The following is a 20,370-nucleotide window of genomic DNA, read 5'->3' on the forward strand; positions in this document are numbered from 1 at the left end:
GGGTCGTGGGTTCGAATCCCATCACCCGCTCCAGTTTGAAAAAGCCGCCCTTGGGCGTCTTTTTTCGTTTCTGGCCTACTCTAAGGTCTGGATGCGGCGTTCTGTTACGATAAAAAATCGCATGGTCGCAGGAAATGCTGCGATCATCGGGGCCTTCTTCGGCTCTGAACAGGCAAGTCATCTTTGTGAAAAATTCTGATCCGGCCCGCCCGGTCATTGCCATTATCGGCGCCGGTGCCAGCGGTACGCTTCTCGCGTGGCGCCTTTGGAAAGTCGGGGTGGCGGCAAGGGGCGTCGTTATTGGAGATGGTCTGGAACCGGCGCTTGGTCTGGCGTATGGGACTCGCTGTTCCTCCCATTTTCTGAATGTCTGTGCTTCGGGAATGAGCGCAATGGCAGAGGACTCCGAGCATTTCCTGCACTGGGCACAATGCCATTATGACCCGGACGTTTAAGCTGAAAGCTTTGTTCCGCGAATGGTGTATGGGCAGTATCTGTCCAGCCTCTGGAAAGATACTGAAGCAGACTATGTGCATGGGCATGTTCTGACTTGCGACAAAGCGGCGTCTGGGTGGCGACTTACTCTGGCGGATGGGCAAATTCTGGGCGCATCATATGTTGTGCTCGCGACAGGGAATTTTGCGCCCGCCAGCCTCTCGGATCCACGGCGCCAGATACCAGGATACTACCCGTCTGCGTGGCAGAACGATCTTTATGCACGTATTCAGCCAGATGATGATGTGGCCTTGATCGGCACCGGTCTTACGGCGGTGGATGTTCTGATGCGTTTACGGGAGGAGGGGCATAGGGGGAGGATCACAGCCATCTCCCGGCATGGATGGTATCCGACGTCTCATGCAGCAGGTTTGTCGGGTGACTCTCACGTTGTCTTTGCCGAGACGGCTCCGACAGCGCGTGCCTATCTTGCCGCTTTCCGTCAATGCTTGCGGAGCGGCATTCCTTGGCGAAGCGTGGTGAATGCGCTGAGGTCTCATACGAATACCTTGTGGGATCGGCTTCCGTGGGAAGAGAAGCGGCGTTTCTCACGCCATCTCCAGCGACGCTGGGATATCGTGAGGCATCGTATGGCTCCGGCTCTTGGCGAGCAGCTTGATGTAGAGATTCGGTCTGGCACACTGACGACGCTTAAAGGGCGTGTGGAGCACGTGTCGGCAGTGGCGGATCGTGTGCAAATCGGGATTCAGGGCTCGAATGGGCTGTCGTCCCTGACGGTGGCTCACGCGGTGAACTGTACCGGCCCAAGCCGTGATTACAGGGCTGTGGGATCGGCCCTTTTAACAGGCCTGTTGGAGCAGGGAATTGTGCGGCAAACTTCTTTAGGGGGCTGGGTCTGCAATTCTGACGGTGCGTTGCAGGATAGAACCGGGAATTGGAGCACAACGCTTTATGCGCTTGGTCCCATGCGGTGGGGCACCCTGTTCGAGACAACGGCTATTCCGGAAATCCGTCAACAGGCTGCGGAACTGGCGCATATTCTGGCTGAACAGGTGGCTGGCCTCGGTGTGCGGTTTGAGGCCAGCAGCGGGACTGAATAAAAAACGGCCAGTCAGGAGAACCTGCTGGCCGCTTGTCCGGGACGTGTATGTCCGGCCTTAGAAGAACTGGATGTGGCTCTTGAAGCCAAGCATTGCTGCGTTATGCAGGGCTGACTGACCGCCTGGGCGGAAATAGTACTGGAAGTCAGGTGCGAAGGTCACGCCGCGCATCACATGGATACGGTAGTTCGCTTCAAGCACTTCACCGTAGTTCTGTATGCCGTAGGAGCCGTTCATCAGAGGCATTCCACGGGCAAGCTGAAGGCGCTGGGTGTCTGAAACGCTGCCAGCAACACGGACATTAGGTGAAGTTCACACCGATGCCATCCAGTGGGCGTGCGTTCCAGAAACCACTATCCACAAAGCCGATTTCGTACTGCTGGGCACGCGTCTGGGTGCGCGGGCTGTTGGCGTAGAAGCCACCCAGCACGATGAGGCCAGCATCCGGGTTGCCGGGTGTGTGGTGGCGCAGAAGCATCTGGTCGGCGAGGAACCAGGCTGCCCAGGAGTAGTTGACCGTCCGCTGGGGTAGGCCGGTTACGACATACGGATTTCCGTTGATGTCATAGTAATTGTCCTTGTGGGGAGCATTGTCGATGGCGTAGCCGACCTTGTAGTGGCCCGGCAGATGGTCCTTCCCGAACAGCGGTTCCCAGCCGGCTTCAACCGGCACGGCCTGACCATTGATGTCAGCGCCGTTGAACTTGAAGCCTGTCCGGTATTGGACGTTGTTGTAGATACCGGCCTGCGCAAAATACACACCCGTCTGGATGTAGGTGCTCTTGGTCGGGCGCACGCGGATACGCGCAGCCCAGACGGCGTCCGGGTATGAGGAATGGGTCGTGTTGTCAGACGATGCCTTCGGGTTACCGCAGAAGGCATTGTTCTGGAAGTTGCAATACAGTGGGTTGGCGGAGAAGTCGTTCAGGAACGGGATACGCCCGGCGGCGATATCAAAATGGCCGTTTCCGAGCGTTTCTTCACCGTAAGCATAAACAAGGTGAACGACTACGTTACCGCCTGCACCATAGATTTCGGAGCTGGGGTTGAGGTTGTCACCAAACATGCGGCTTGCGGGAATACCGTAACGGCCGACAACGACGGCATGGGTCGAGAAGCCGCGGATACCTGCGAGCTTTTCCCAGTCGATGTCATTTTCAAGACTGTACTGACCAGCATTGCTGCTACCCTGACGCAGTCCATAACCAGGTGTTGGTTTGGTAATTGCGCCGGTATATTCGTTTGTATTGTCCATCATCAGCGCAATACCACGGTCGCGCAGCCACTTGTTCCACCCGAAAGGATTGGTCAGCAGCGCTTCCGGTTTCGGAAGTGGCGGAACCTGTTCCTTGTCAAAGGATAGAATGGTGAGTGGTGTATTGACGCGCGCACTGGGATTTTCCGAGTTCTGATCTGGCCAGTCCATCACCGTGATCGGCGCCAGGACGTGGACTGTCGTGACCGTCTTTCCAGTCCCTGACTGGACAACGGTCGTGACAGGTGCAGGAGCTGTGGCCGCGCCTTCAGCAGCGGCGATAGCGGGCGTGAGCGAAACCGCACAGGCTGCGGCATAGAGATGCAGGCGAGACAAGTCTCTTATCCTCGGGTATCAGGTTGCGAGATCGTCGTAACACTTTATCGGGGATAAAGAACAGAGAATATGAGATAAAAATCTCAAAAATCACGTTCATATGATACGATTTGTGCTTTTTAAGGAACAAACACAGCTTGTACCAGAGAAAAGAAGTTGTGATCCGTATAAAACGGATCACAAAATCGTATTACTTTGCAGCTGCCAGTGCTGCTTCGATCACTTTACCAGCTTCTTCCTTGCCGGCCCAACCTGTCACCTTGACCCACTTGTTCGGCTCAAGGTCCTTGTAACGCTCAAAGAAGTGTTCGATGGACTTGCGGGTGATCTCCGGCAGGTCATCGATGGACTTAACGTCTGTGAACTGGGGATGGATCTTGTCATGCGGGACACAGATGATCTTTTCATCCTGGCCGCTCTCGTCTTCCATCTTAAGCATGCCGATCGGGCGTGCGCGGATGACCGCGCCCGGAACCACGGCAGCCGGTGCCAGTACGAGGGCGTCAGCCGGGTCACCATCAGCGGCGAGCGTGCCGGGAATGAAGCCGTAGGCTGCCGGATAGGCCATTGGCGTGAACAGGAAACGGTCTACGAAGATCGCACCGCTTTCCTTGTCCACTTCATACTTGACCTGAGAGCCCTGCGGAATCTCGATGACCACGTTAATGTCGTTCGGCACATCTTTGCCTGGCGAGATCTTGGAAACGTCCATGATGTTCATGTCCTGAACTGGTTTTAAGACGGAAGAACATTAACTGTCCTTCAGCTTTCTGCACAGTGCGGAAGAAAAACACTGACTGGAACGCAGAACGCCCCGGCGCGAGGCCGGGGCGTTCCCGTAGAAAACTGATGATTGGAAGATCAGCAGGATCAGAGAAGCGGTTGAGCGGCCTTCAGGGCGTTGTGGCAAGCTGCGCGGCGATCGTCTTCATTGGTGTAGGCTACGAGATAGTAGCGTTTGCCGTTGCTGTTGAAGAAGCCTGCCGTGCCAAGAGCATAGTCATCGTTGCCGACGGTCTGCTCGGTGGCCTTGTATTTCTCGCTCAGACCGTAAAGAGCCGGATTGCCTTCATCGTAGGACAGATACTGCAACTCGATGCAGTAGTTCATGATTCCTGCGAGGTTGGCGGGAGAAACGCCCGTGAAATCCTTGCCTGGCGTGCCCTGAACTGCTGGCGGCGGTGGCGGTGACTGTTCCTGTGCCAGAGCGACCGACGAAACCATACCGAGGCCAATTACGAGGCCAAGAGCGGGCACGATACGACGAAACATGGACGGTATCCTTTCTGAGACCCTGTCTTCCGCGGCACCCCGCGGTTGAAACGGAACACTTCTCCCGTTTGCGTGAAAAGAAAAGTCCATTGCAGAACATTTCTTCGTGAGCATTCAGGCAGGTGGGTCAAGATAAGGAGAGCGGGCGTCAAAGAACACCCGGTTTGTATTCAGTTCGGTGGAAATGACATCGAGAGCCGTCAGGGCGGCGATCAGAACAAATCGTTGTCGGGGACGCGATTCAGTTGTTTCACAGTCCCTGAGGCGCTGGATGGCCAGTAATGTGGCCCGGAGGGTTCTACCGTAATGCCCGTGATATCGGCCGCTGAAATGGCTCATGCGGGCCAGAACCAGGTCAACAGCCTGATGAGCGCGTGGGTTCAGGGCAGCGTCATGGCTGATGGCCCGCAAGCGCAGCAGGTTCAGCATGACGCGCATGGCGGACAGGATGCCCTGCAGATAGGCATGAACAACGGGAGAGGGGGTGTCCGCCGAGTTGGTCATGAGGCGCACAAAGCGATCCACGTTTCGTGAAACGATGACATCCAGTGTTGTGTTGTTTTTTCCATCCGCGATGTGATGGAGGTCCCGGAGAATATGTTCCCGCATGGTCCAGCGCTGATGGGCAGGATTGTAGGGCAGGAACACGCGATACATCCAGGTCGTGTAAAGCAGGCCCAGGACCAGCGGCAGGGCCGTATTGAAATAGACGATCTCATCCGTTCGGCCCTGATTGGAAGGGCCGAGCATGATAGGCAGGAACAGATTGTAGGAGACGGCAGGTAGTGTCAGGGGTGGATAGGCGAAAGCGAGCCCTCCCAGCATCATGGCGACGCCTGACCACATACCCAGCATTTCGAAGGTTGTGGGCTTGCCGAGCAGAAGCAGGTCCAGCACGCCGCCGGCAAGAACCGCACAGCACGCGCCATTCAGAAAAGCCTGTGTGGCAAGGGCTGGTCTTTCGAGTGTGGAAAACAGACTGCATGCAATTGCGACGAACATGATGAACGTCAGGCCGCTGGGCCATGCGGTTGCAATCCAGATCACACCGGCCCCGAAGACTGTCACGGAAGAGCGCAGACTGTTGACGATGGCCTGTCGCCAGTCCCGGTAAGATCGAATCGGTTCATGGAAATGATCGTGAGGCTGAGGGTTCCGGCTGGCCTCGAACTGACGCAGGGCCATGCGGAGGGCGTCAATCAGTTCCACGAGAGCCTGTTGCAGCATTCCATGACGCAGCATGGCTGCCCGATCCTCTGCACCCGGGAGGTTCGTCCCGAAATACTGGACAACGCGGCGGCGACAGTCCCCACGGATGCCTCGCAGTTCGTCCAGAATCCCATCCATGGGCTCGGCTCGTTCAAGCCTGTCGGGAAGGGTCAGAAACATGTGCCGGATGCACTCTGCCTGTTCAAGGAAAGCGTCATCCTGACTGAGTGGGAGGCGCATCAGCGTGGCCAGATCGAGCGCTCTGGCCAGCAGAACAGCAATATCCGCCAGTGCGGCGCGGGTGTGATCGCCTGCATGATCCTGACGGCCCAGTTCGACTTCTGCGAACTCGACCTGATCACCAAGGGTGGTGATGCGGGTAAAGACCGGCCGCATGGTTTCCAGCGCATCCACCTTGCCGACGAGAATATCGGCAATCGTGATGAGGGCCGGTTTCAGCGTGTCCTTGAAGGTGCTGGAGAGCTGCTGGCGGGTTCGTTTTGTCAGACCAAGCTGGAAAAGCCCGGACACCGAGGCCTCCAGAACAATGCCCAGTACGATATAGGTCGCACGGGACATGGCAATTTCGAAGATGTGGTGTGGGTCCGCGATTCCGTCCAGCGAGACGATGGCGTAGGTAAAGCCGGTCGCGCGCATGCCATGGATGCGATAATTGGTCATGGAAGCCGGGCCGGGCATGAAGGTCCCGATCAGACAGAACAGGCCGATTCCCGCCGCCAGTAGCAGAATGAACATCAGCGGTGCCTGCGGGCATACTGCGACGAGAACCACGCCGCAGACCACGCCCAGCACCATGCCGAACAGATGCCACTTCGCCTTGGCCAGACTGCGCCCGCGCGTGCCCTGTGCCACCATCCAGACGGTCAGGGCGGCCCATTGAGGGCTGCCCAGTTCCATCTTCAGTGCGATTCCCAGTGCCAGCAGGGAAGTCAGTGTTGTTCGGAGGGCGTATCCGGCCATGACCGGATCGGGAGCGTAGAGCCAGCGCAGCTTGCGCAGAAGAAGCGCGGGGCTGGCTGACATCACTGTTTTTGCCAGCCGCTACTATGGCGTGTGGTGTCTTCCATCATGTCTTCCCCCAGAGCGATACAGGCCGACAGGTGCCATCTCGAAACGGCGGCAGCGGCTCAGAAAGTCCTGTCGGAGACGGGAAGGCTTTAGACACATAATGCAAAAAAAGACATTTCACCATGTCAGGCCTTGCAAAAATGCGTCAGGTAAGCGATTTCGTGCAGCAACCGCGCGCCTGTAGCTCAATTGGTTAGAGCCGGCCGCTCATAACGGCTTGGTTGGGGGTTCGAGTCCCTCCGGGCGCACGGTGTTCTATTCTGTCTGGCGTGCCGTTTGCCGCCGCCCATTCCACGTTCCACCCCGTTCAGGAGACCTCGCATGGCCGCCTACCAGTATGTCTATGTCATGAAGGATCTTACGAAGGCCTATCCGGGTGGACGTGAGGTCTTCAAGGGCATCACCCTGTCCTTCCTGCCTGGCGTGAAGATTGGTGTTCTTGGCGTCAACGGCGCGGGTAAGTCCACGCTGCTCAAGGTGATGGCCGGGATCGACAAGGAATTCGGTGGTGAAGCCTGGGCGGCTGAGGGCGTCAAGATCGGCTACCTTGAGCAGGAACCAAAGCTTGATGAAACCCTGACTGTCGGGGAAAATGTCGCTCTTGGTTTTGGCAAGCTCAAGCATGCCATTGATCGCTTCAACGAGATTTCGATGCTCTTCGCCGAGCCGATGTCCGATGAAGAAATGACGAATCTGCTGTCCGAGCAGGCCGAGCTTCAGGAAATCATCGACGCAGGCGACGGCTGGGAGCTGGATCGCAAGCTGGAAATCGCTCTGGATGCGCTGCGCTGCCCGCCCGCAGACAGCCCGGTTGATAAGCTTTCTGGTGGTGAGAAGCGCCGTGTGGCCCTTTGCCGCCTGCTGCTGGAAAAGCCTGACATTCTGCTGCTCGATGAGCCAACCAACCATCTTGATGCCGAGAGCGTCAGCTGGCTTGAAAAGACACTGCGTGATTATCAGGGCACCGTCATGGTCATTACCCATGACCGTTACTTCCTTGATAACGTCACCAACTGGATTCTCGAACTCGAGCGTGGCCGTGGCTATCCGTTCGAAGGCAACTACTCGTCCTGGCTGGAACAGAAGCGCAAGCGTCTGGCCCAGGAAGAGAAGGAAGAAAGCTCCCGCCAGCGTGCGCTTGCTGCCGAGCAGGAGTGGATCAACAGCTCTCCGAAGGCGCGTCAGGCCAAGAGCCAGGCTCGTATCACCAAGTACGAGGAAATGCTTGCAGCCAACTCCGAAAAGGTTGGTGGTACAGCGGATATCGTCATCACGCCGGGCCCACGCCTTGGCGGTACGGTGATCGAGGCCGAGAACCTGACGAAGGGCTTTGGCGATCGTCTGCTGATTGATGGCCTGAACTTCAAGCTGCCGCCGGGTGGCATCGTAGGTGTGATCGGTCCGAACGGTGCGGGTAAGTCCACGCTGTTCAAGATGATCACGGGTCAGGATAAGCCGGATGGTGGCTCACTGAAGATCGGTGAGACCGTCAAGCTGGGGTATGTTGACCAGTCCCGTGATACGCTGGATGCCAACAAGACGGTCTGGGAAGAGATTTCCGGCGGTACGGACGTCATTCAGCTTGGCAAACGGACGGTTCCGTCCCGTGCCTATGTGGGAGCGTTCAACTTCAAGGGCTCTGACCAGCAGAAGCGCGTCGGCATCCTGTCGGGTGGTGAGCGTAACCGCGTTCATCTTGCCAAGATGCTCAAGGAAGACAGCAACGTTCTGCTGCTCGATGAGCCGACCAACGATCTTGACGTTGATACGCTGCGTGCTCTCGAAGACGCTCTGGCAGACTTTGCTGGCTGCGCCGTGGTCATCTCCCATGATCGCTGGTTCCTTGACCGTCTGGCCACGCATATCCTTGCCTTTGAAGGTGACAGCCACGTTGAGTGGTTCGAGGGTAACTTCCAGGACTACGAAGAAGACAAGCGACGTCGCCTTGGTCCGGATGCGACCGAGCCGAGCCGCATCAAATATCGCCCGCTGGCCCGCTAAGACGGACCTTTCCTTCTGCTCGTCACCGGGGCAGGGCCGTCTGTCCCGGTTTCTGACGGTTTGAGGAGGCCCGTTTGCTAGGGCGCGAACTCCGCACTGCACGTCTGGTTCTCACCCCGGTCAACTGGCCGGATCTTGAGGACATGATCGCTCTCAAGGCTGATGCCGGTGCTTTCGGGCAAATGCTGGGTGGCGTGCGAAGCCGCTTCGAGACGGAAAAGGAAATGGCCGAGGACGTTGCGTTCTGGGCCAGACGCCGGATCGGTATTTTCGCTATTCGCGAGAACGGGCGCTTTGTGGGCATCACAGGTGTTCATGAACGCCCTGATGGTCGTGGCATCGGGCTGAGGTTTTCAATTTTTCCATGGGCCACCGGACGCGGTCTTGCCCGCGAAGCTGCTGCGGCTGCAATTCGGTATGTTCTGGATGAAGGAGAGCCACGTATTGTGGCTGTGGCCAAAGAAGACAATCTGGCCTCCCGCGTTGTGCTCGGCAGTATCGGCATGCGGCATGTCGAGACCTTCATGCGTGATGGCAACACGATGTTTCTCTACGAAATAACCCCCGCATAATGCAGAAAGGGGCTACAGCATTTGTTTCCTGGGGCCTCAAGCATTACCGTTAAAACCATACGATATTATTCGTTAAGGAATACAGTGTGGTCGATTTTCTGAAAAATATGCGAAAAATGGCGCTTGCTACTGCAATTACGGGATTTGCGGGGACGGCAGTGGCGCAGACGGCAGACGTCAAGCCGCTCCAGTCCACCGTGAATGGCATGCATATTATTGATCGTACGCTTGTTCTGCCTGTGGGAGGGACGGAGATCGTTGCTTTGCCCCCTGATCTTCAGACGGCAACCCTCAGTCTGCCGGATGTTCTGCACGTCAATCTCGTGTCTCAGAAAGTCGCGGAGATTCTGGCTCACCATGAGGGGCAGACAGATGTTCTTTTCACGGGGAAGGACACGATCTATCGTTTCCACGTGACTGTCATGAAGCGGCCCGTTCGGTAAGGGCGGCGATCAGGACGGTGCAAAAAAAGGCCTCCCGTTAAGGAGGCCTTTTTCGTGATGTCAGTCCTGCAAATGCAGCAATCAGTGATGATTGCTGAGCTGATGCTCCAGAGCGGTGTTCAGAGCGCCGACATCGCCGCCGTGGCGGGAGAGATAGGAACTGTAGTCGCCGCGCTGGTTCATGCGAAGGCTGGCACCTTCACCATACATGTCCACAACCTTTGGCGGGTTGCCGCCAATGATGAGCTGCATGTTGACTTCAGGCTGGCCAGGCCGGTCGATCAGCGCATTGACGCGTTCGCCATCTGGCGTCGGGGTGGAGCCCGTCACACGGAAGCTGACGCCCTGATAATTACCGATCTGGTCAGTGATCGTGTTGACCAGAACCTGGTCGAAGAGTTGCAGATACTTCTGCTGCTGGGCCGGGGTCGCCGTGCGCCAGTAGCGGCCAAGGCAATACCGGGCGATGCCCTGAATATCCACGTTGGACTGAAGGAGCGGGAGAACTTCGCGCTTCTTTTCGCCCAGGGGCTTGCTGGAATTAACAATGCTGACCAGTTGGCCGCCAAAGGAATTCACGAAATCGGTGGCCGGGTTGGCATGGGCAACGCCAGCGCCGAACGTGAGGGCTGCAGCAAAGGCACCCAGAAGGGCGCGGCGCGAAAGGGCTTTAAGCATGCGTTTGTCCTCAGTTGTACCAGTCTGGGGTGGTGGCGCGATGATCGTTCTGCATTGCGTCAATCTGGCTCTGGCGGTTCTGCTGCCAGGCACTGCGGACGTAGGAGTACGGATCAAGGCTGTCCTGCTCCAGATGATCGATCTGATCCACACTGTTGGCAAAGCCATCAACCGTGCCCAGAATATTATAGGCCCAGTTGAATGTCAGCAGCCCGTAACCTCTTGGCACATAGTTGATCGGGGTCAGAGCCTGACCGAGCGCATAGCCTGCGCCATCCCGGAAGTTGCTGGGGCCAACGAACGGAATGAAGAGATACGGCCCGCTTGGCACGCCCCATGTTCCCATGGTCATGCCCGGATCGGTCTCATGCTGCTTGTAACCCACAAGACTGGCAACGTCGAAGAAACCGGCCACACCTGCACTCATGTTGATCGTGAAGCGCATGAACGAGTCGCCTGCGCGCCGTGGCTTTCCTGCCCCGACATCGGAGAAGAACACCGCAGGCTCGCGCCAGGTTTCATTGATATTGGAAATAGTATGACGCACCGGCTTCGGCACGGCCCACACCCAGGCCTTGGCCACGGGACGTAGCGCCACGTGGTAAGCCCACATCTGGACGTTATACATCTTCCGGTTCAGCGGTTCGTACGGATCGTTGGCAGCCTTGTAATCAGCCAGGTCGTCCGGATCTGTCGGCGGAGGATTGTGCAGGGAGCCGCAGGCCCCCAGCGTCAGCAGTGCCAACACCCCTGCAATGGCTCTGCCACGACGCGAACGCGTCGTCCTGATACCGATTCTGTCCTGCCGAGAGTCCATAACCATTCCTCAAAAACCCCACTCCGCGGGCGTGCTCACAAAGACTTCATCTGAAAACGGAAATTTTCAAAATCCGTTCCCATTCAATTGTCGTGCCGCCAGCAGAGCCATGAGCCGTCTGTCGCGGAAAACTGCGGAAGGCCCTAGTCATAGCCTATACTGTGCCAGGCCGCACCCCTCTATGTATCCAAATTACGACACAGGGAGGAGATGAGATCCTTTAACGATCCAGATGTCTGAAGGACACTCCAGCGACTTTGACGATTGAAATATTTTGAGAGCAGTGTGGCGGCAATTCAACACCAGGGAGTTTTTCGGTGTCCACATTTGCGCCATTCAAGGCCTCTCTTTTTGCCGCTGTCGGCCTCGTCGGATTGTCGCTTGGCGTCGCTCAGGCACATCCCGCTGTGAGTTCACAGCCATGGGGGACAACGCCGGATGGCAAGCCTGTCCGTATCGTGACGCTGAAGAACGATCATAACGTCACCGTTCGCGTCATCACCTATGGTGGTATCATCCAGTCCGTCGAGACGCCGGATCGAAGCGGCCATGTTCAGGACGTTGTTCTCGGGTTTGGCGATCTGAAGGGCTACACGGTCGACAGCGCCAAGGGGGGTCTGTTTTTCGGTGCGATGATTGGCCGTTACGCCAACCGTCTGGCGGGGGGCAGCTTCCCGGTTGAGGGTAAGATCTATCATACGGACATCACAGCTGGCCCGAATTCGCTTCATGGTGGCAAGAAGGGCTTCGACAAGAATGTCTGGACACTTGAAAAGACCGGCACCAATGGCTCGGGCGCTTATGTGACCCTCAGGCTGGTTAGCCCAAACGGCGATCAGGGCTTTCCGGGAACCCTTACGACGCACATTACCTATACCCTGGGCGATGATGATGCGCTGGCCCTGCATTACGTTGCGACAACGGATGCACCGACGGTTCTGAACCTGACGAACCACAGCTACTGGAACCTGAACGGCGAAGGTTCGGGCAGCATCGAGCCTGAAGTTCTGCAGCTCAACGCAGACAGCTTCACGCCGACCGACAGTACCTCCCTGCCAACCGGGCAGATCGCTCCTGTTGCAGGAACGCCTTTGGACTTCAGCAAGCCGACCGCCATTGGGGATCGTCTGCGTAGCAACGATCAGCAGATGATGTATGCGCGTGGCTATGACATGAACTGGGTTGTCAATGGTGTTTACGGGCAGGCTCCGCGCCTTGCGGGCAAAGTTTACGATCCTCGCTCTGGCCGTAGCATGGAAATCCTGACGAACCAGCCGGGTCTTCAGGTCTATACGTCCAACTCTCTGGATGGCGGCTATGCTGGCATTTCCGGGCGTGCCTACCGGCAGGCGGATGCTATTGCGTTCGAAGCTGAGCATTATCCGGACAGTCCGAATCATCCGTCTTTCCCGACGACAGAGCTGAAGCCGGGTCAGACCTTCGATTACACGACGATCTTCAAGTTCTCGAACAGGTAAGGCATTCAAAAGAAAGAGGGGCGGTCCTTTCGGATCGCCCCTTTTCGTTGTTCAGAGGAACAGGATCAGAAGTTCACACCTGCCTGCAGGAAGACGTACCGGCCCTGATACAGGCTGCCGTAAAGGGCGGCAGCGCTGTTTTCGGTGCTGCTCGCAACGAAGGGCGGCTTCTTGTCAAAGATGTTGGTGACGCCGGCCTGGAAGTTCCAGGTCCTCCAGCGATAGTTCACCGTGACATCATGAGAGAAGATACCGGGCGTGCTGGTGCGACCGTATCCGTTGGCGCGGGTCAGATCCGACGTTCCATCGTTCCAGCGCATACCGCCCATGTAGTTCATCATGTACGTGATACCGACGCGGCCATGCTGCCAGCCTACGGTCGCATAATCGCGAACGCGCGGGTTGCCGGTGCCGCTTTGGTAGAACATGCGGCCTGCATAGTTATACCATTTGCCGCCGACTTCGTTCTGCTGGAGATAGCTGACAAGCTGCTGGAAGTTGTTGGACAGCGTCAGAACGTCGTGCGACGTGATGCGGATACGGTAATCCAGATCGAAGTCGATGCCACTGGTTTTCAGGCCACCGATATTGGCATAGGTGGACGTGACAGAGTTGATCTGGCCCGTGCTGGCGACACGCGTGATTGCGCTGCAGTAGTTCGTATTCGCGCCCGTGTAGCACTGGTCCATGATGTACTGGCTGCTCAGATACGAGATCATGTTCTTGAGCGTGTAGTGCCAGTATTCCACGGAAGCAGACAGGCCCGGGATCCAGCGCGGCGTAATCACCGTACCGATTGTGTAGGTGCGGCCTGTTTCCGGCTTCAGCTTGGAGTTGCCGCCGTAAAGCGTTGGGGTCTGGCCTGAATAGGCTGATGTGAAGGACGACGAATTGATGCCCTGCTTGGCACAGGTTGCTGCGACCGTTGCAGATTTTGCACCATAGGAGGCTGCCTGAACGGAGTCACACGGGTCCGTTGCGGACGCGTAGCCGAGGGACTGACCGCCATACAGTTCATAGACGTTCGGCTGACGGTAAGACGTGCCAAGGGTTGCGCGGAAGCGGATATCCTGAATGGGTGCCCAGTTGATGGAGGCCTTCCAGTTCTTTGCGCCGCCAAACGTATTGTATGCGGAGTAGCGACCCTGTGCGTCGATCGTCAGATCCTTGGCCAGGAACGCGTTGTGCAGCAGCGTCGCCTTACCTTCGAGGTAGCCTTCCGTAACATTGAAGCCACCGCCCGTGTAGGACGCGGAGTTCGTCAGCGTCTGGCCAGATTCGACCAGTGCATCCGGGTGGTAGGCCAGTTGTTCGCCACGGTGTTCCATACCCAGTGCGATACCGAGATCACCGCCATGATTCCACGGCATGTGAACAACATGGTTGTTGTTGATGCGCAGGTTCAGGTCGCGAAGCTGATAATAGTAATGGTCATGCGCGGTGTAGTTGGAATAAGCCGCCGCAGCAGAGGAGAGCTTTGTGAACGGGCTGGAGAGAACGCAGCCTGCCGAAGCATTACAAACGGACGGGTTATAGACCAGCGCGCTGTCTGCGTTGCCAGGTTCAACCTGTTCAAGGCCGTAGGTCTGAAGCAGTTTGGAGTAGTTGCCCACGCCTGACAGCTGGTTCATGACCTGGTTCCACCCGTAGGTGTAGGACAGGTCATAGTTCCAGCCGTGCGTGATCTCGCCTTTGACGCCTGCGATGCCTGTGTAGGTATCGGAGGCGTTTTCGTTGCGGCGGTTCCCCCACTCGGCCATGCGCTTGTACATGTAGGCGTCTTCACCCGTCGGGTTGCCTGGGTAATCAGCCGGAATGTAAAGGGCTGTCGGCAATGTGGACGGATAGATGCTGCCGGAGACAGGCATCGGAGCCATCGTCGTGGAAGAATTACGATGGCTGTAGTTGAAGTTCAGATACGGCGTGAAATGTCTGTTGATGTCATAATGAGCATCAAAGCCAAGTGTCGCGTTCGTCAGGGAGTTCGTCAGGCTCTGGTTCTGGCCGTAGTTGTAACGGTCTGCCTTTGTGAAGTCACGAACGCCACCCGTGCCGGTTGCGACGTAATCCCCGCTATCCGTGATGAAGCGGCCTGCGGTTGGAATGGATGATCCGTAGGAGATGCTGGACGCATTCAGTGGGTCATTGACCTGAACCGGGTTGGCCCAGGACCGACTGCTCTGCTTGATGCCGCTTTGTGTCATGTACGAGCCGGTCAGGGTGACGTTGCCCTTGCCATGATCGAAATTCCAGCCCTTGTAGCCCGAGAGCATGCCCGTCTGGCCATCGCCTACGTCCGTGATGCCACCGCGGACTGTAATGTTGCCGTCACTCAGATTGTGCCTGAGCTTGATGTTGATGACGCCCGATACCGCGTCGGCCCCGTAGAGCTCGGAGCCGCCATCTTTCAGGATTTCAACGCTGGCAATCTGATGAACATTGATCGTGTTCATGTCGAAGCAGCTGTTGTTGCCGTTGATGGTGGCGCGTTTGCCGTCAACGAGCACCAGAACGCGGTTCTGACCAAGATTACGGATGTCGGTGCAGGAGGCGCCCCCCGTACCGTTGGTCTGGCTGTTGGTCGTTCCGGAAGATCCAATGGATGGCAGGCGTTGCAGATAGTCACCAAGCGTGGTGACGCCAGTCTGCTCGATCTGCTTGCTCGTGATGATCTGGACCGGATTGGCGTTCTGGTTGTTGGACGTGCTCAGGGCAGAACCCGTCACAACGACGCTTTCAGAACGACTTGAATCAATCGAGGCAACGGCACGACGGCGATTTACCTGAGCGCTCAAGACAGGCGTTGTCACAGCCGGTGTAACCGTCTGAACAGGTGCCTGTGTCGTAACCTTGGTTGTGGCCGCCGTTTTGGCGTGTGTGGGTGTGCGATGAGAGGACGCACCGTGATGCGTGCTCGTGGCGGTTTGTGCGTTCGCGGATGCGGTCGCGTCCAGTCCCATGGCGAGAACGGAAGCGCACAGAAGCAGCTCCCTGCGTCGATGAAGAATCATGTGGGCTCACAGTCAGACTATATTTCTGAGATCCCCTCACTAATGTTTTTGTCTCAGAACTTTGTCTATCCGGAAATACCTACGCTCTATGCCATTAGGTCACGCTGTTGCATAAATATCATACAACAATAACTCTACTATACTGTCTGTTTCTTGGTAATGAATAAAGTTAATTACTGATACAATCTCGTTTCATAGAGAAACAATTCTGTCGTGCAGGCAGGAGTAACCTGCCTGCTGCGCCCATCAGGAAACGGGATGAACAGGGCTGGGTGTGGCGACCGCGGCTTTAGCTGTTCCGATAATGCGTGCGGGGTTTCCGACAGCCGTTGCGTTGGCAGGAATATCTTCCAGAACAACGGATGCTGCACCGATACGAGCGTTTTCGCCAATAATAAGCCGTCCCAGAACCTTGGCGCCCGAGCCGATCATGGCTCCGCGACGGACGATCGGATGGCGATTTCCGCTCAGTTTTCCGGTTCCTCCAAGGGTGACATCCTGAAACAGCGAGACGTCGTCTTCGATGATGCAGGTTTCACCAATGACGATGCCTGTCCCGTGATCGATGCTCAGGCGGCGGCCCAACTGGGCGGCGGGATGAATGTCGATCGAGAATAGTTCGTTGATCCGGCTCTGGAAATGATAGGCCAGATGACGCCGGTTCTGCCGCCAGAGATAGTGCGCAATACGATGGGCCTGCAGGGCCTGCCAGCCTTTGAAGAACAGGAACGGTGTAACGAGATCCGGGCAGGCCGGGTCACGGTCCCGGGTAGCCAGAATGTCTTCGGCAGCCGCTTCGGCAATATCGGGAACGTCCTGAAGGATGGAGGCGACAAGGCGTGTGATGGCCGTGGCGGAAATCGAGCGATCGGCCAGTTTCGTGCCCATGAGGGAGGCCAGAGCAGAACTGAAGTCGGCGTGGTCTCCGATATTTGTCGCGAAAACATCCTGGATCAGCGGGTCATGGCAACTGCAGGCCTGGGACTGCATGTCCTGCCAGAGTTGAACGAGGTTAGGCGCTGTCGTCATACGCCCATCGCCCGGCGGACAAAGGCCTGTCTGAGGCGTGGGAAACGATGCACGCCCGCAATTCCAAGATCGCGCACCCGTCGCAGGATTGGATTGTCATTTCCGAACAGACGCTCGAGAACGTCCGTGGCGGCCAGCATGGCCATGTTGCCTGGGCGGGTTCGGCGCTGATAACGCGTCAGGAGTTCACGACTGCCCGGATCGGCACGATGGCTGTGGGCTTCGATCAGCAGGTCGGCAAGGGCAATGACGTCCCGGAAACCGATGTTCAGCCCCTGACCGGCAATCGGATGGATACCGTGTGCGGCGTCTCCGACAAGGGCCAGGCGTGGCGCAATGTAGGTCTGGGCGTATTGCGCGGAAAGGGGATAGATCCAGCGGCGACCGATAGGGGTAATCGCGCCGAGATCCTCGTCTCCCATACGGGCTTTGATTTCCCGCGCAAAAACGTCATGCGGGAGGCTATGGAAACGTTGCGCACGGCCTTCGCCTTCTGCCCAGACGATAGCGGAACGATGAGGGTGTTCCGGAGTGCCGGGCATGGGAAGGCGGGCGAATGGCCCTTCCGGCAGAAAGTGCTCCAGCGCCACGCCGTCATGCGGTTTCTCGTGGGCGATCGTCGCGACAATACCATACTGATGATAGGGGATTTTCGTCAGGCCAATGCGGGCCTGTTCGCGCAGGGGCGAACGACGACCTTCAGCCGCGATGGCGAGCTTTGCCGTGACGGTGGACCCGGACGCCAGACGGATGGAAACGTGATCCGGGTGGAACGTGAATGTGCCGGTATCGGGGGCGCGGACATCCAGGGTCTCATACTGTCCCAGTGTCTGGTTGATGGCCACGCGCAGATCGCGTGCCTCCACCATCCAGCCGAAGTTCATGCCTTCCGGCGCGTCTTCAACGCCGAAATGCAGAAAGAGTGGGGACGCGGCCTCATGCGGGCGCCCATCAGACACGCGGATTTCACGGATAGGCTGGGAAACGCCGGGAAGATTATCCCAGATGCCTGCTGCTTCGAGCATCTGACGTGACCCTTCAGCGATGGCGTAGGCACGCCCATCCAGAGAAGGATCTTCCATGCCAGGGAGAGGCGCACGGTCAATCAGCAGAACACGCACGCCCTCTGCGGCCAGCCGGCACGCGAGCGTCGCTCCAACCGGGCCAGCTCCGTTAATGCACAGGTCGTAATGTGTCTTCTTCATCGTGCTCATCTCCCTGCCCCCTGTCCTACTCCTGTGAGGTGGGGAGCGGAAGAGGGAAGGGGGGAGCCGATGTAAATCAGAGATCGAAGCGTGCGTTCAGGAAGACAGCCCGTGGCGTTCCGACGAAGAAGTAATCAGATGCCAGAAAGCCCCAGTAATGAAGGTTCGTGGCATTATCGAGTTCAGCGCGGAGCGTCACTTTGTGGTGGCCGATGCTGGTACGATAACTGGCCCGCAGGTTGAGCAGCGTATAACTTGGAACGTGATAGGTATTGGAACTGTCACCCCACATGGAGGCGGTATAGTGAACCTCGGCTGTGGCCGAGAGACCCGGTACGCCTGGGATACGGTCTGTCAGCTGGAACACGTTCTGGAACAGCGGAATGCCCTCGATCTTGTTCCCTTTGATAGTGGCATCTGCCTTGCTGTATTTCCCGCCTTCAGCGCCCAGACTGTCTGTGAGGGTAATGCCGAACGGCAGATCCACATGGCCGCTGAGTTCCGCGCCCTGATATGTGACTGTGCCATTCGAGACATAGACATTGTCCGCGTTGGCATACTGTGCGCCTCGCGTGATGCGATAAAGTGCGCCCGTCAGATCCCAGCTTGCCCGAGCAACTTTCGCACCGATTTCCACTTGGTCGGAACGAATTGGCGGAAGAGTCTCACGCGCGTTCTTATAGGTATCTCCCACGGTTCCACCGTTTTCCAGCGCCTGAACGTAGCTGGCGTAAATTGTGATGTCTTTCCAAGGATGGAACATCAGCGCGGCAGTTGGAGTGAGTGGCGTGGTACGCAGGGCTGTCTTCGCGGCAGAAGCTTTCCAGGTGAGCTGGTGGAAGTCAGTAAAGCGGATACCGGCCAGCAGCGACCAGTGTTTGTCGAACGTCAGGGTGTCGCTTCCGAAAAGACCGACTTGGTCTGAACGGTAATTGCGATAGGTCGCCGTGTTCCAGCTTCCGCTATAGGATCGGCTGATGACGGGCGCGTAGAGGTTCTGGCCTCCAATATCAACGTAATCCGAATCATAGGGCAGATACCGGCTCAGACCCTGCCATGCGGCACCCATTGTAAAGTCGTGCCGGATAAAGCCTGTCCGGAACTTCCCTTCAAGAATAGCCTGCACCTGATCGTACTGCGCCCAGCTTCCGGGATTGGTGCTCATGTAGGTGTTGTAGTTCCCGGCTTGATCCTGCAGGGACATCCATTCCCCGCGATAGCGGCGGTAATCCATGCTGTGACTGTAATCGATGCGGGCGGTCCAGTTTTTCGTGATGTCCCAATGCAGCCCCGTGGAAACGAATAGCGTGTGAGACGTGAACATGCTGGCGGGAGAGGCGGTCAGGTTTTTATGGCCGCTGATGGCATCGGGAAGACGGTTGCTACCATAGGCGGACGGATCATCAATAAAGAAGTCCTGCACGCCACCCTGCACCTTGCGGTCCTGATAAATGGCGTCGGCTGTCCACAACAGGTTGGGTGCAAGGCGCACATCCGTGGAAAGAGAACCTGAAAACCGGGTGACGTGAGAGCCGCTGTAGGTTTCGCCATTTTCATGCGTGAGGTTGAGGCGGTATCCGACGATGTCGTTTCGGAAGAGGCGTCCGCCTGTATCAATGTGCTGGCTGCCTACTGCGCCTGAGCTGTAGCCTGCATCAAACGAAAATGTGCGGGCATCTGTCGGTTTCTTGGTCTGGAAGTCGATGATGCCGCCGGGCGCATTGAAGCCGTACATGAAACCGGAGGCACCCTTGAGAAGCTGTACTGCCTCGAAAGATTCAAGCGGAAGCTCCACGGTCGTCATGAAGAAGGGCGTGCCGTTGATCTTGTAGCCGTTGTAATCGTCAAGCGGCACGCCGCGGACGGTGACGGAGTAGGCATTGAACGAATAGGTGTCACCGTTCGAAATGACGGATGCGTCCTGCGAGAAAACGCGGGCGAGGGATTTGACCTGACGTTCCTGAATCTCGGCTGCTGTAACAGTTCTGATCGAGAAAGGTGTGTCCAGAACGCGTTTGGTTCCCAATGCGCCGCCATTAACGGGATGGGCGTGACCACGGACTGTGAGGCTTTCGTCCGCCTCATCCTGATGTCTGCTTTTCGCATGGTTGGGGGACACATGACGCGATTTCTGTGTGTCATGGCGGGGGATGCCAGCGGGCTTATGACTGGTCTCCGATGGCTCTTCCTGCGCTGCTGCCCATGCGACGGCAGAGGTGCCGGACATGAGAAGAGTGAAGGAAAGTACGGAGGATAGAACTGAAGAGGTGGTCGCCATAGAACTGCACCGAAGTGTGAAATGTAAAAACTACGCAAATTCTAAGTTCAAAAAATAAAACATCAATATGGATAGTTGTTTATATATCATTCCGATTAAAAATTGAAAACGCGTTGTAAATTCAGGATTTTTGCCAAATCG

General features: G+C 57.0%; 14 protein-coding genes, 1 tRNA gene and 2 pseudogenes. 7 read left to right on the forward strand and 10 right to left on the reverse strand.

The window, feature by feature from the left end:
* Together B7444_RS17150 and B7444_RS08890 are read left to right on the forward strand one after the other, a co-directional pair.
* The coding region (locus B7444_RS17150; RefSeq protein WP_252365377.1) for a hypothetical protein at window positions 1-199 on the forward strand (199 nt) is incomplete at its 5' end.
* Window positions 135-1,556: pseudogene (locus B7444_RS08890) on the forward strand (FAD/NAD(P)-binding protein). The gene B7444_RS17150 and the pseudogene B7444_RS08890, both read left to right, overlap by 65 nt.
* Before the next feature lie 57 nt (window positions 1,557-1,613).
* On the opposite strand, the pseudogene B7444_RS08895 reads toward B7444_RS08890, so the two are convergent.
* The 4 genes and pseudogenes from B7444_RS08895 to B7444_RS08910 form a co-directional block, all read right to left on the reverse strand.
* A pseudogene (locus B7444_RS08895) lies at window positions 1,614-3,147 on the reverse strand (carbohydrate porin).
* A gap of 190 nt (window positions 3,148-3,337) precedes the next feature.
* Window positions 3,338-3,859 carry an inorganic diphosphatase gene (gene ppa / locus B7444_RS08900; protein ID WP_029495719.1) on the reverse strand — a complete coding sequence of 174 codons (522 nt, stop codon included), beginning with the start codon at window positions 3,857-3,859 and terminating at the stop codon, window positions 3,338-3,340.
* 158 nt (window positions 3,860-4,017) lie between these two features.
* A complete protein-coding gene (locus B7444_RS08905; RefSeq protein ID WP_007281641.1) occupies window positions 4,018-4,419 on the reverse strand; it encodes a hypothetical protein in 402 nt (133 codons plus the stop codon).
* 114 nt (window positions 4,420-4,533) lie between these two features.
* Complete coding sequence (locus tag B7444_RS08910) at window positions 4,534-6,672, reverse strand: FUSC family protein (protein ID WP_007281640.1); 2,139 nt, start codon at window positions 6,670-6,672, stop codon at window positions 4,534-4,536.
* 219 nt (window positions 6,673-6,891) lie between these two features.
* Here B7444_RS08910 and B7444_RS08915 point away from each other — a divergent pair.
* The 4 genes from B7444_RS08915 (at window position 6,892) to B7444_RS08930 (ending at window position 9,733) form a co-directional block, all read left to right on the forward strand.
* A tRNA-Ile gene (locus B7444_RS08915) sits at window positions 6,892-6,965 on the forward strand.
* A 73-nt stretch (window positions 6,966-7,038) separates the two neighbouring features.
* Entirely contained in the window at window positions 7,039-8,718 is a 1,680-nt protein-coding gene (gene ettA / locus B7444_RS08920) for an energy-dependent translational throttle protein EttA (RefSeq protein WP_007281639.1), read from the forward strand.
* A 74-nt stretch (window positions 8,719-8,792) separates the two neighbouring features.
* Window positions 8,793-9,290: a GNAT family N-acetyltransferase gene (locus tag B7444_RS08925; RefSeq protein ID WP_007281638.1), complete on the forward strand. Its 498-nt coding sequence runs from the start codon at window positions 8,793-8,795 to the stop codon at window positions 9,288-9,290.
* Window positions 9,291-9,376: 86 nt separating this feature from the next.
* Complete coding sequence (locus tag B7444_RS08930) at window positions 9,377-9,733, forward strand: pilus assembly protein N-terminal domain-containing protein (protein WP_007281637.1); 357 nt, start codon at window positions 9,377-9,379, stop codon at window positions 9,731-9,733.
* 81 nt (window positions 9,734-9,814) lie between these two features.
* Here the strand turns inward: B7444_RS08930 and B7444_RS08935 are convergent, their stop codons facing one another.
* Both B7444_RS08935 and B7444_RS08940 read right to left on the reverse strand, forming a co-directional pair.
* Complete coding sequence (locus B7444_RS08935; protein WP_007281636.1) at window positions 9,815-10,411, reverse strand: MlaC/ttg2D family ABC transporter substrate-binding protein; 597 nt, start codon at window positions 10,409-10,411, stop codon at window positions 9,815-9,817.
* A gap of 10 nt (window positions 10,412-10,421) precedes the next feature.
* On the reverse strand, window positions 10,422-11,228 hold the full coding sequence (locus B7444_RS08940; RefSeq protein ID WP_035729404.1) for an MlaA family lipoprotein: 807 nt from the start codon (window positions 11,226-11,228) through the stop codon (window positions 10,422-10,424).
* Window positions 11,229-11,545: 317 nt separating this feature from the next.
* Between B7444_RS08940 and B7444_RS08945 the strand changes: the two genes are divergently transcribed.
* A complete protein-coding gene (locus tag B7444_RS08945; RefSeq protein ID WP_007281633.1) occupies window positions 11,546-12,706 on the forward strand; it encodes an aldose epimerase family protein in 1,161 nt (386 codons plus the stop codon).
* Between the two features lie 65 nt (window positions 12,707-12,771).
* Here the strand turns inward: B7444_RS08945 and B7444_RS08950 are convergent, their stop codons facing one another.
* From B7444_RS08950 to B7444_RS08965, 4 genes are all read right to left on the reverse strand, one after another.
* On the reverse strand, window positions 12,772-15,717 hold the full coding sequence (locus tag B7444_RS08950; RefSeq protein ID WP_007281632.1) for a TonB-dependent receptor domain-containing protein: 2,946 nt from the start codon (window positions 15,715-15,717) through the stop codon (window positions 12,772-12,774).
* 246 nt (window positions 15,718-15,963) lie between these two features.
* Window positions 15,964-16,746, reverse strand: a complete 783-nt coding sequence (gene cysE / locus B7444_RS08955) for a serine O-acetyltransferase (protein ID WP_007281631.1) — start codon at window positions 16,744-16,746, stop codon at window positions 15,964-15,966.
* On the reverse strand, window positions 16,743-17,960 hold the full coding sequence (locus tag B7444_RS08960) for a UbiH/UbiF/VisC/COQ6 family ubiquinone biosynthesis hydroxylase (RefSeq protein ID WP_007281630.1): 1,218 nt from the start codon (window positions 17,958-17,960) through the stop codon (window positions 16,743-16,745). The genes cysE and B7444_RS08960 overlap by 4 nt, the downstream gene beginning before the upstream one ends.
* A gap of 67 nt (window positions 17,961-18,027) precedes the next feature.
* A complete protein-coding gene (locus B7444_RS08965) occupies window positions 18,028-20,229 on the reverse strand; it encodes a TonB-dependent siderophore receptor (protein ID WP_035729402.1) in 2,202 nt (733 codons plus the stop codon).
* Window positions 20,230-20,370: the final 141 nt, after the last annotated feature.

The organism is Gluconobacter thailandicus F149-1 = NBRC 100600, from assembly GCF_000964465.1.
GTDB classification, from domain to species: domain Bacteria; phylum Pseudomonadota; class Alphaproteobacteria; order Acetobacterales; family Acetobacteraceae; genus Gluconobacter; species Gluconobacter thailandicus.

Coding starts and splice junctions, on each gene's coding strand:
- ppa (WP_029495719.1), bottom strand. CDS start 3,859: ATGGACGTTTCCAAGATCTCGCCAGGCAAAGATGTGCCGAACGACATT.
- B7444_RS08905 (WP_007281641.1), bottom strand. CDS start 4,419: ATGTTTCGTCGTATCGTGCCCGCTCTTGGCCTCGTAATTGGCCTCGGT.
- B7444_RS08910 (WP_007281640.1), bottom strand. CDS start 6,672: ATGTCAGCCAGCCCCGCGCTTCTTCTGCGCAAGCTGCGCTGGCTCTAC.
- ettA (WP_007281639.1), top strand. CDS start 7,039: ATGGCCGCCTACCAGTATGTCTATGTCATGAAGGATCTTACGAAGGCC.
- B7444_RS08935 (WP_007281636.1), bottom strand. CDS start 10,411: ATGCTTAAAGCCCTTTCGCGCCGCGCCCTTCTGGGTGCCTTTGCTGCA.
- B7444_RS08940 (WP_035729404.1), bottom strand. CDS start 11,228: ATGGACTCTCGGCAGGACAGAATCGGTATCAGGACGACGCGTTCGCGT.
- B7444_RS08950 (WP_007281632.1), bottom strand. CDS start 15,717: ATGATTCTTCATCGACGCAGGGAGCTGCTTCTGTGCGCTTCCGTTCTC.
- cysE (WP_007281631.1), bottom strand. CDS start 16,746: ATGACGACAGCGCCTAACCTCGTTCAACTCTGGCAGGACATGCAGTCC.
- B7444_RS08960 (WP_007281630.1), bottom strand. CDS start 17,960: ATGAGCACGATGAAGAAGACACATTACGACCTGTGCATTAACGGAGCT.
- B7444_RS08965 (WP_035729402.1), bottom strand. CDS start 20,229: ATGGCGACCACCTCTTCAGTTCTATCCTCCGTACTTTCCTTCACTCTT.